This window comes from Calothrix sp. FACHB-168, from assembly GCF_963889195.1.
GTDB classification, from domain to species: domain Bacteria; phylum Cyanobacteriota; class Cyanobacteriia; order Cyanobacteriales; family Nostocaceae; genus Aulosira; species Aulosira anomala_A.
Genome location: NZ_CAWPNJ010000056.1, coordinates 1 through 12,365, shown reverse-complemented (window position 1 = coordinate 12,365; position 12,365 = coordinate 1). Strand labels below are relative to the sequence as shown.

Annotated in this window: 8 protein-coding genes; all 8 read left to right on the top strand. The window is 42.0% G+C overall.

Annotation, left to right across the window (positions count from 1 at the left end; translation table 11 throughout):
* Positions 1-4 precede the first annotated feature (4 nt).
* The 8 genes from AACW45_RS38490 (at position 5) to AACW45_RS29275 (ending at position 12,179) form a co-directional block, all read left to right on the top strand.
* Complete coding sequence (locus tag AACW45_RS38490) at positions 5-2,689, top strand: non-ribosomal peptide synthetase (protein WP_373462104.1); 2,685 nt, start codon at positions 5-7, stop codon at positions 2,687-2,689.
* Positions 2,690-3,384: 695 nt separating this feature from the next.
* Positions 3,385-4,152, top strand: coding sequence for a glycosyltransferase (locus AACW45_RS29305; RefSeq protein WP_190636505.1), 768 nt, complete (start codon positions 3,385-3,387; stop codon positions 4,150-4,152).
* Between the two features lie 324 nt (positions 4,153-4,476).
* Positions 4,477-7,035, top strand: a complete 2,559-nt coding sequence (locus tag AACW45_RS29300; RefSeq protein WP_190636530.1) for a TonB-dependent siderophore receptor — start codon at positions 4,477-4,479, stop codon at positions 7,033-7,035.
* Between the two features lie 11 nt (positions 7,036-7,046).
* A complete protein-coding gene (locus AACW45_RS29295; protein WP_242045786.1) occupies positions 7,047-8,729 on the top strand; it encodes an ABC transporter substrate-binding protein in 1,683 nt (560 codons plus the stop codon).
* A gap of 11 nt (positions 8,730-8,740) precedes the next feature.
* Positions 8,741-9,733: an ABC transporter permease gene (locus AACW45_RS29290; protein ID WP_190636503.1), complete on the top strand. Its 993-nt coding sequence runs from the start codon at positions 8,741-8,743 to the stop codon at positions 9,731-9,733.
* Positions 9,730-10,605, top strand: coding sequence for an ABC transporter permease (locus AACW45_RS29285; protein WP_190636501.1), 876 nt, complete (start codon positions 9,730-9,732; stop codon positions 10,603-10,605). The genes AACW45_RS29290 and AACW45_RS29285 overlap by 4 nt, the downstream gene beginning before the upstream one ends.
* Positions 10,606-10,636: 31 nt before the next feature.
* Entirely contained in the window at positions 10,637-11,581 is a 945-nt protein-coding gene (locus AACW45_RS29280; protein ID WP_242045785.1) for an ABC transporter ATP-binding protein, read from the top strand.
* Positions 11,568-12,179 carry an ABC transporter ATP-binding protein gene (locus AACW45_RS29275; RefSeq protein ID WP_190636499.1) on the top strand — a complete coding sequence of 204 codons (612 nt, stop codon included), beginning with the start codon at positions 11,568-11,570 and terminating at the stop codon, positions 12,177-12,179. Before AACW45_RS29280 ends, AACW45_RS29275 begins: the two co-directional genes overlap by 14 nt.
* Positions 12,180-12,365: the final 186 nt, after the last annotated feature.

The following is a 12,365-nucleotide window of genomic DNA, read 5'->3' as shown; positions in this document are numbered from 1 at the left end:
ACAGTTGTTAGTAGAGTGGAATAACACTCAAGCTGACTACCCCAAAGAGCAATCGATTCATCAATTATTTGAAAATCAGGTAGAGCATACACCCGATGCTATTGCTGTGGTTTTTAAAGAACAACAACTAACTTACCGAGAACTGAACAATCAAGCGAATCAATTAGCACATTACTTACAAACACTGGGTGTCAAACCAGAGGTAGTAGTGGGTGTGTGTGTCGATCGCTCTTTAGAAATGGTAATAGGACTTTTGGGTATTCTCAAAGCTGGTGGTGCTTACTTACCCCTAGACCCAGCATATCCCCAAGAGCGCTTGAATTTTATGCTCTGTGATGCTCAGGTGTCGGTGTTGCTAACTCAGGAAAAGTTAGTTACGCAACTTCCTGAGTATGGGGCGCGGGTAGTCAAACTCGATACAGACTGGGGGTTAATTGCTCAGGAAAGTGAGATTAATCTAGTTAGTAAAATTACCGATCATAACTTGGCTTTTGTTATCTATACTTCAGGGTCTACGGGTACACCAAAAGGAGTGGCGATCGCTCATTACAGTCTCCTCAATTTATATCAAGCTTGGAAAAACGCTTATCAGTCGCGGACATTGGTTACTAGTTATCTGCAAACGGCTAGTTTTTCTTTTGATGTCTTTTCCGGAGATTGGATTCATGCTCTTTGTTGTGGAGCTAAACTAGTTTTATGTCCATCAGCATGGCTTTTGAATCCTGCAAAGCTGTATGAACTGATGTTGCAAGAAAAAGTTGATTGTGCAGATTTTGTTCCAGCAATTATCAGAAACTTGATGCGATATCTGGAAGAAACTCAGCAGAATATTAACTTTATGCGGTTGTTAGTTGTCGGTTCAGATAGCTTTTATGTGCAGGAATATGAAGAATTTCGGCGTTTTTGTAGTCCAAAAACTCGCTTGATTAACTCCTATGGCGTGAGTGAGTCCACTGTTGACAGTTTATATTTTGAAAGTAGCGAAATCAATTTACCTCTTGATAGCTTAGTACCAATTGGCAAGCCATTTGCTAACATATCAATTTACATTTTAGATGACCATCTCCAACCAGTACCTATCGGTGTTACTGGCGAACTTTATATTGGTGGTTATGGACTTGCTCGGTGTTACTTCAACAACCCAAAATTGACCGCCGAAAAATTTATTCCCAATCCATTTCACGATTTGAAATTGGAGAATAGGTATGAAAATTTTGCTAATCCAAAATTGAATCGCCTTTATAAAACTGGTGACTTAGCCCGTTACTTAAACGACGGTAATATCGAGTTTCTTGGACGGAGCGATCGCCAAGTGAAAATTCGCGGTTTCCGCATTGAACTTGGTGAAATTGAAGCTTTGTTAATTCAACATCCCGAAGTTAAAGAAAGTGTTGTGATTTCTAGAGAAGACGACCCAGGTAACAAACGCCTAGTGGCTTACATTGTACCTCCACCAAAAACAACTCCTAGTATTAGTAATTTGCGTCAATTCCTCCAACAAAAACTGCCCGACTACATGATACCTACAGCTTTTGTGTTACAAAAAGAGCTACCATTAACACCAAATGGGAAAATAGACCGGCAAAATTTGCCAGCACCGGATACGAATAGACCGAAACTCCAGGAAAACTTCCTAGCACCTCGTGACATTTTAGAATTACAACTTGTACAAATCTGGGAAGGGCTGTTGAATGTTTCCCCCATCGGAATTACAGACAATTTCTTCGATTTGGGAGGTCATTCACTTTTGGCTGCGCGCTTGATGGCTCAAATTCACAAACAGCTAGGACAAAACTTGCTAATATCTACTCTGTTTCAGGGAGCTACAATTGAACATTTAGCTAGTATTTTACGTCAGTCGGCTAATTGTGTGCGATCGTCCCCTTTAGTTGCAATTCAACCTCATGGTTCTAAACCGCCTCTATTTTTCGTACATCCAATTGGTGGTAATGTGCTTTGTTATTACGAATTAGCACGTAATCTACAACCAGACCAACCATTTTACGGATTGCAATCACTTGGTCTTGATGGGGAATCACAACCCCACACAAGCATTGAAGATATGGCAACAGACTATATTACAGCACTGCGTGTTGTTCAGCCACAAGGGCCATACTTTTTAGGAGGTTGGTCTATGGGTGGTGTTGTGGCTTTTGAAATGGCTCAACAACTACACAAGCAGGGTCATAAAGTAAAGCGGCTTGTTTTGCTAGATAGTTTAGCACCAGTTGAGAGCAACAAAACTACAGAGATTTATGAATATGACGATAGCAAACTATTAGCTAATTTTGCTGAGGATATGGCTGGTTTAACTGGGAAAAATTTGTCAGTTTTTGATGACGATTTGCAACAGCTAGATATAAATGAGCAACTAAATCATTTTTTAGAACAAGCAAAGATCACTAATTTCCTACCTCCAGATATTGGAAAGCAACAACTCCACTATCTTGTGCAGGTTTTCAAAAGTAACATCCAAGCTATGTTGAACTATGTACCGCAAGTTTATCCTCACCGAATCATCCTCTTCCGATCAAGTAGTATTGGTGAGCTTAATAATCCAACCTTGGGCTGGGATGAACTTTCTTCTCAACCAGTAGAAATTATTTCTGCACCAGGTGAACATTACACAATGCTGAGTTTACCTCATGTTCAATTATTAAAAGAACAATTGAAATTGTATCTTGATTAATTTTATGAAATCGAACTTATCCTTGAATATTGGGGCGACATTAAAGCAGCTAAGTATAAATTAATTGGAAGATTTGGGTATAAATTTTGCCATAAATATAGTGAAAACTCTTTTGACAAAGCCAACTTGTCTTATCCGGTGAGCATCCTTAGACCTACCTAAACCATAACGTGATTGTATAACGCCAAAATAACAGGACAGAAAGTATGCGTATAAAAATTGTGGTATTGCCATCATCCGGCGGCCTCCGAGCTTACGTCGCCCTGGGGCTTGGATTGCAACGGGCTGGTCATTCAGTACAACTAGCAACTTGGGTTTCTATGCAAGAGTTCGTTAGCAGTTGCGGATTGGACTTTGTGCCTGTGGACTGTAATAACTTTAAAAAGATAAGTCCACTAATACCTTTTGGCAACAATCCCTTCGGTTTGATGCTTGATTGGGGCAATTTGCTACGACCAGTGAACGAGAGTCTGCTTCCTGTACTCTGGCAGATTTGCCAAGATGCAGACGCAATTGTTTTTAATCCAGACACATTTGCCTGCTACGATATCGCTGAAAAACTTGGTATACCTTGCTACGCAGCCTGTGAGAACCCCCGCCATCAAACACGTGTTTTGCCTCATCTTCTTTTTCCTCCCATACACTCACCAACTATTCCGCTTTTAGAAGACGTCTACAACTGGCTGACCTACCCGTTGTTCGATCAACTCTTTTGGCAATCTATTCGGCAACCAATTAACCAATGGCGACAGGAAACCTTGCACTTACCTCCTCTTTCCCCCAGGTCAGGTGTGTTGGCGCGAATGCAGCAACAAAAAGTACCATTTCTTTACAGCTGTAGTCCTTCTTTTGTCCCTAAACCGAATGACTGGCCCGACTGGGCGTATGTCACTGGCTACTGGTTTCTTGAGCGTCCGTCGAACTGGCAACCGCCCAGCGACCTAGTAGATTTTCTGGCTGCTGGACCACCGCCAATTTATATTGAAACCTGGCATGAGAAAATCGGAGTAGAAACAGTTCGCAAAGTGCTAATTCCGACAGGACAGCGAGCAATTGTGCGAACCGTAGCAGGCGGGCTTCGTGATGCCAATTTTCCAGAAGATGAGATATTTACGATCCAATCAGTGCCTCACGATTGGCTGTTTCCTCAAATGGCGGCACTGGTGCATCACGGTGGTCATGGTACAACATTGAATGGTATACGTGCTGGCGTTCCTACAGTTACTATGCCCTACAATGGCGACCAGTTTCTCTTTGCGCGTAGAGTAGGGGAGTTAGGTTTAGGTCCACCCCCGATTGTGCAAGAACAGCCTTCAGTAGAGAAACTAGTTGTTGCAATTCAAACTGCTATCAACGATACAACAATGCGATCGCGTGCTGCGGCAATGGGCAAACGGATTCAGGCAGAGGACGGAGTAGCGAGGGCAGTCGAAGCTTTTCACAAGCATCTACCACCTAACTGACAACAGCACAATATCCCAGCCGAATCGGGTTACAGCCGTGTGATTTGAACGATACAGTAGACCGAAAAGTTCTGCGATCGCACTACAGTTATCTTTACACCTTATACATGATGACTATCGTCTTCGTTTTGGAAATAAATAATTGGTATTACTGCTAAATGCCGATATATTTATTTTTTATTCATCTTTCCCTGCTGAAAATAGTATGATAATCATTCTTATCAAAAAATATTACAGCATTTAAAAGTCAAAAACTCATAACAATTTTGTGTTATGGGCTAAAAATGTGTGTCGATTTATCAGACTGCGGAGTGGAGGAAAATTTTGAAGTTAGGACATTTTAGTTATTTAGGGATTGCAGGAATTATCTGTTTGTTATGTTCCGAGCCTGTACAAGCACAGGGAAAAGAAAAGTTAGTTCAGATTAATTTAAATCCAGAGTATAAACCAAAATTACCCATCACACAGATTCCCCAAATAAGTGATATTCAACGTCCTCACACCAGCGTCAAAGACTGGTTAGCGCAGCAGCAAAATCAAGTCATATTCATCACAGGGGTAAGCTTAAATACCAGCGATAACAGTTTAGAAGTAATTTTAGAAACACCTAGTTCTGACCAACTGCAAACTGTAGTTAAGAGTGAAGGAAATAATTTTATCGTTGATATTCCCAACGCTCAACTGAAACTAAGTAGTGGTGAATTATTCCGTCAAGAAAAACCAATCGCGGGAATTACTGATGTTGTAGTTACAAATCAGGATGCAAATACTATCCGAGTCACAGTGACGGGTGAGACGAGTTTACCGAAAGTTGAACTAGATGACAGCGACAAAGGTTTAATTTTTGTTGTCGCTGGTGTGACAACTTCTGCACAGCAACCACAAACACCGGATACACCCTCTGCAAATATCAGAGAACAAGCTGAAGAACCACCAATAGAACTCGTTGTCACGGGGACAAGATTGGAGGTTCCCATTGAAGACACTCCCCAATCAATTCAGGTGATTCCACGTCAGGTATTAGAAGATAGGGGAGTAGTACGTTTAGATGAATTTACAGATAATGTCAGTGGTGTCCAACGATTAACAGAAGGAACAGGCCCTGGTTCATCAGGTTTTATCATTCGGGGTTTTTCTGACGAGTACGAAACTCTCCGCAATGGTTTTCGTTCTCAGGGCGGTTTTGCTAGGGATTTAGCAAACATTGATCGCGTTGAAGTCCTCAAAGGCCCAGCCGCGATTTTGTATGGTAGTGGTTTTCAATCTGGTACGGTTAATACAATCACCAAAAAGCCTTTAGAAGATCCTTTCTATGAGATCAAAGCTACAGCTGGTAGTTATGCTTTTTATCGGGGTGAAATAGATTTAACTGGGCCGCTTACAGAATCAAGATCCCTACTATACCGACTGAATGCTTCCTATCAAAATCAAGGGAGTTTTCGTGATTTTGGCAGATATGCGGGGACTTTTATCGCACCGGCGCTGACTTGGAAATTGGGCGATCGCACTACGTTAAATATAGACTATGAGAACCTCACCTATGAATCAGTAGATCCTGGTGTATTTCGAGCAGATCCCAGATTTTTGAACATCCGGCGCAGTTTTTTCCAAGGGGAACCTGATATCAATTTAGAAACCTATACTGCTAACTCATTAACCTACGAATTTGAGCATCAGTTTAGTGATAATTGGCAATTTAAACAAACATTTAATGGACTTTGGCAACAAATTAGCTCCAGAAGGGCGAGTAGTCGGGGACTACAAGATGATGGAGAAACCTTAAACCGTCAATTCACAACCAGCAATAGTCAGACAAATAACCTGAGTTTTCGTAACGAAATCTATGGAAAATTCAAAACAGGTTCCATAGGACATAACATATTATTTGGGGTGGAATATTCCCACTTAGATTATCCCGGTAAAGCTTTCAGTTCACCAATTGCACCTATTAATATCTTTAATCCAGTTTACGGTGCTAGACCAACAGGGGAACTTTCTTTAGATTATTTTATCACCTACGGTAGTGATGTGCTTGGTATTTATGTGCAAGATATCATTGAACTGCTGCCCAACTTAAAAATTGCTGCTGGTGTACGCTTTGCTAGTGTTGAAGGCTTCTATGATGACCTGGATACAAACACCAACATTAACAAAATCAGTGACAGCAAATTCTCACCACGATTAGGAATTGTTTATCAACCAAGTGATACCACAACCCTGTATGCAAGTTGGTCTAATGCTTTTATACCCCAAGTGTTTGGCAGAAATTCCAGTGGTGAAGCTTTTAAACCAGTAACTTCTGAACAATATGAAGTAGGAATTCGCCAGGAATTGTTTGATAGAAAGTTATTGGCAAATTTAGCAATTTATCAAATTACCCGCCAAAACGTCGCCACCACAGACCCCAATTCCGATGACTTTTTTGACAGAATTCAAACCGGAGAACAACGCAGTCGGGGGATAGAATTAGATATTTCTGGGGAAATATCACCGGGATGGAGAATTATTGGGACTTACGCCTATACTGATGCCGTAGTCACAAAAGATAACCTGATTCCCGTTGGCGATCGCTTGGGGAATGTTCCCTATAATAGCGCGAGTCTTTGGACTACCTATGAAATTCAAAAAGGTAATTTGCAAGGATTTGGCGGTGGTTTGGGATTAGTATACGTAGGCGATCGCGCCAATGGTATACCCAACGAATTCACCGTTCCTTCATATCTGCGAACTGATGCAGCGTTATTTTACCGCAGCGATCGCTACAACATTAGTTTGAACTTCAAAAATCTGTTTAACGTGAAGTATTTCGATACTAACGATTTTGGTAGCTTGAATGTACAAGAGCCGTTTACAGTGATTGGTAGTTTTTCCTATAGGTTTTGAAGAGGATTTTTATGATTGATACCTGTGCAGAAACTACAGTCATTACCTCTCAATTTCCTCTTCAACCAAGGGGATGGAGAAAATTATTAGCTGTTAGTTGGGGAATCCTACTCATCAGCTTAACTGCTTGTAGCCGCAATACCTCAAATTCCAGCGTTGCAGTTGCAAATTCGCTTCCTCAAGATAAAATTGTCATCGATTTAGGATGGCATGAATACATTAATTTCCGCCAGGGATTTGACCCTACCGATGGTTGGTCTTGGGATAGTTACAGCGATCCATTATTGCAAAGTCGCTTATTGAGGCGTGACCTTAATCAAGGATTAGTCATGGATTTAGCGCAAGACTATCAATTGAGTAGCGATCGCAAAATTTGGACAGTAAAAATCCGCCCTGATGTCCGCTTCAGTGATGGAAAACCCTTAACAGCAGAAGATGTTGCTTACACATTCAACAAAGACACAGAATTAAGTTTAGAAAAATTTCTAGATAAAGCTGTAGTCACAGGCGATTACGAGGTGAAATTCTACCTCAAAAAACCAAATGTCATCTTTATTGACAAACTCGCTAGCTTAGGCATTGTCCCTAAACACGCCCACAGCAAAACATACAACCGTAATCCCATTGGTTCTGGCCCTTACAAATTAGTACAGTGGGTAGAGGGAGAACAAATTGTATTGGAAGCTAACCCTTATTACTATGGGAACAAACCCAGCATTAAGCGTGTTGTTTTCTTATTCACCCAAGGAGATGCTGCTTTTGCGGCTGCTAAATCAGGTCGCGCTCAAATTGCGAAAATTCCCTATCCCTTGGCAAAACATTCTGTAAGCGGAATGGAACTATATCAAATTCCCACTTTAGATCATACCGTCACGATCTTACCTTTTGCCCCCGATACAGGACAAAAAAATGCTCAAGGTTATCCCACAGGAAATAACGTCACATCAGACCGAGGAATTCGCCAAGCAATCAACTATGCAATTAACCGCCAGACATTAGTCGATGCAATTTTGTGGGGCTATGGGTCTAGTGTTTATGGTTATCCAGGTGGGCCGCCTTGGCAAGAACCAGCCCCGGCCATTGCTGATGCAGATATCAATAAAGCAAAACAAATCTTGGCTGAAGCTGGGTGGGGAGATAGTAACAACAATGGCACAGTGGATAAACAAGGAACAGAAGCAGAATTTACCTTGCTTTACACAGCAAGTCTACCCCATGAACAAGGATTAGCAATGGCGATCGCCCAAATGCTCAAACCAGTGGGGATTAAGGTAAAACCAGAGGGTTCCTATTGGGAACAGATGAAGCATCGCATCCAGCATGACGCTTGGTTCTATACTTTAACAACACGTTCTCTAGATTTACGCGCCCTATACCGTAGTCCCAATGGTATACCCAATCGTCGTCCTAATTACAGTAATTACACTAATCCCACAGTTGACCGCTTATTGGATCAAGGATTGGGTGCTACTGATGAAATCGCCGCTAGTAAGTATTGGAAACAAGTACATTGGAACGGTCAAACTGGAATTGGGACTCAAGGGGATGCAACTTCTGTTTGGTTGGTTAATTTGAATGAGACTTATTTAGTAAGTAAATGTCTGGATATTGGTAGAGCAAAAGTGCCATCTCAACGTCACCAAGGACGACTATTAGGGAATATTACTGAATGGAAGATAATTTGTAATTCGTAATTTGTAATTAAATGAATTTTTTATTGCGATTTTTTCTGAAAAAACTGCTTTATCTTTTCCTATTGCTCTTGACAGTGGCAATTCTCACCTTTGTGTTGATGAGTTTATCTCCCATTGACCCAATTGATGCCTATGTCAATGCTAGCCTGAGATTGACACTCACTCCCGAACAAAGAGAATTAATTGCCCAACGCTGGGGATTAGATAAGCCCATGATTACCCGTTTCTTTCTTTGGTTAGGGCAACTTTTGCAAGGAAATTGGGGCGAATCTATGGTTTATCGAGCATCAGTATGGCAAGTTATTGCTAATCGCTTCGGTGCATCCCTGTGGTTGATGGGGCTGGCTTGGTTGCTGTCAGGATGCTTTGGTGTAACTCTTGGTATCCTCGCCGGAGCAAAAGAAGGCTCATTTTTGGATCAAACTATTCGTCTGTATGCCTACACTTTGGCATCAGCTCCTACTTTTTGGATTGCTTTACTATTACTGACCTTATTTTCTGTCAGCTTACAAGTTACACCAATTTGCTGTGCTTCGCCACCGGGGGTATTGCTGCGGGATGTCAGCCTTTGGGACAGACTATACCATTTAATTTTACCTGCTCTAGCACTAAGTTTAATGGGCGTTGCCACTATTGCTTTAGCTACTCGTGAAAAACTGATCGAAATTCTTCACAGCAACTTTGCTTTGTTCGCCTATGCTCAAGGAGAAACGAAAACAGGGTTCATTCTACATCACGGTTTGCGAAATATTGCCTTACCTGCGATTACATTACAGTTTGCGAGTCTGGGTGAATTGTTTGGCGGTTCGGTGCTGGCGGAAAAAGTGTTTGGCTATCCGGGGTTAGGCGATGCGACAATCCAATCTGCACTCTCTGGTGATGTACCTTTACTGGTGGGTATTGTTTTCTTTTGTGCATTGTTCGTTTTTATAGGTAATGCTCTAGCAGACTTCACCTATCAAATTATTGATCCCCGCATTCGTCTGGGAAACCCCACACCATGAAACTTCAGAATGCTATTTCTGTTACTCGCAGTTCAAAACCTCGTCTCTGGATTTTGGGTAATCGCCGGAGTAAAACTTTAGCGATCGCACTTCTTTGTCTATTCGTGCTGATAATTTTACTGTTGGGTACTCAAATTATTAGCAAAAGTGGACTAGAAATCAACTTACAAGCTCAAAATCAACCGCCTAACTTTGCTCATCCCTTCGGTACTGATTGGTTAGGAAGAGATATGCTCACCCGCACCCTGCATGGATTGAGCCTGAGTTTATGGGTGGGTTTACTCACTGCTATCTGTAGTGCAGTGTTAGCACTGGTGCTAGGCACAATTTCCGCCATTATGGGTGGTAAAGTCGATGTGGCTATCACTTGGTTAATTGATGTGTTTTTTAGCCTACCTCATTTGGTGCTGATTATCTTAGTGGCATTTGCGGCTGGTGGTGGAGTAGGGGGTTTGTTAATTTCCATCATTATTACTCACTGGATGGCATTAGCAAGACTGCTACGAGCAGAGGTTTTGCAAATTAAAAATTCCGACTATGTACAACTATCTGCTAAATTAGGGCGATCGCCTTTGTGGATTGCCCGCCATCACATGATACCCCACCTGTTTCCTCAGTTCGTCGTCGGGCTAATTTTACAGTTTCCCCATGCAATTCTCCATGAGGCTGGTCTTACCTTCTTGGGTTTGGGTCTTTCGCCAGAAACACCCGCCCTCGGTATCATACTATCAGAATCAATGCGCTTCTTATCAGCAGGTTACTGGTGGCTTTCCGTATTACCTGGAATGGCTCTATTAATTGCTGTCAAAGCATTTGATATCTTGGGTGCAAGTGTGCGTGCATTGCTCGATCCCAAAACAAGTCAGGGGTAATTCGTAATTCGTAATTAATTCAAAATCTCAAATGTCGAATTTGAAGATGTTATCAGTTCAAAATTTAAGTGTCACTTTCACGATGTATGAAGCGGGACTGACCCAGAAGCAGTTAACTGTAATTTCCGAATTAGATTTAGAGGTTAATGCTGGTGAAGTAGTTGCAGTTGTTGGTTCTAGTGGCTCCGGGAAAAGTTTACTCGCTCATGCCATCTTGGGTATATTACCGCACAACGCCCAAGTAACAGGACAGATGATTTTTCAGGGAGAACCGTTAACTGTAGAACGTCAGGCGCAGTTGCGAGGAAAGCAAATCGCTCTAATTCCCCAATCTATAAGCTACCTTGACCCTTTGATGCGTGTGGGTTCTCAGGTAAATCGTGCAGGTAATTTAAGTGGATTACCTAAGATAAAAGCTAAACAACAAGTAGATCAAGTATTTGACCGTTATAGTCTGGCTGCGTCAGTGAAACAGCAGTATCCTTTTCAAATTTCTGGAGGTATGGCGCGGCGAGTGCTAGTTGCTACAGCCGCAATAGGGTGTGCTGAGTTGTTAATTGCTGATGAACCTACTCCTGGGCTGCACCCAGAGATTGTAGTAGAGACTTTGAATCATCTGCGGGAACTGGCTAGTGAGGGTAAAGGTGTCATTTTAATTACCCACGACTTAGAAGCAGCGTTGCAAGTGGCGGATAAAGTGGCTGTGTTTTATGCAGGGACAACTCTGGAAGTGGCGAAGGCTGGTGATTTTACCTCTGGAAATCTGCGTCATCCTTATACTCAAGCCTTATGGCGATCGCTTCCTCAAAATGAGTTTATCCCAGTTCCCGGTAGTCAACCCAGCCCAGAGGCTTTACCTGTTGGTTGTTTATTTGGCGATCGCTGTCCTGTAGCAACACAGGCTTGCTTAGAAGCTAGACCCCAAGTTCGGATAGTCCGGGGCGCTCCCGTGAGGTGTATTCATGTTGAAGGCTGAACATTTATCTTTTCGTTACCATTCCCAGCAAAGCTGGATTTTGCAAGATTTTAGTTTGGAATTAGCCAGAGGCGAAGTTGTGGGTTTGACTGGGCCGAGTGGTTTGGGTAAAACCACAATTGCTAAACTCCTAGCGGGATATCTGCAACCGACTCAAGGAAAGGTAACTTGTAATGGTCAGCCCTTACCCAGCAGTAGTTATTGTCCTGTCCAACTGATTTTTCAAAACCCGGAACTAGCTGTCAATCCGCGCTGGCGAATTAGCAAAATTTTAGCAGAAGGACAACCGCCTTCAGATGATTTACTCGCTGCTTTGGGCATTCACCAAAGTTGGCTCAATCGCTATCCTCATGAACTCAGTGGGGGTGAATTGCAACGGATTGCAGTAGCGCGATCGCTCAATTCTTCCACACGCTACTTAATTGCAGATGAAATGACGGCAATGCTAGATGCTAACACTCAAGCTCTGATTTGGCAGGTAGTAATTAAATATGCCAAAGAACATAAAGTGGGAATTTTAGTCATCAGTCATGAAGCAGCGTTACTTCAGCGTCTTTGCACTCACATCATTGATTTGAGTAAACTAATGGTGAACTAACACGTAAAATAGATGTAAGCGTCCTAGATAATGACGTAACCGTGGATTTTCACCTTCTACTCTGCTCATATAGTTGATTGTAGAATAAGTAGGTCAACCAAAAAAAACGTAAGATAGATAGAGTCGGAAATTAAGTGATAAATGATGCCTAGCGCGTTAAGAATAATACTAACTACTGAAGAAGAC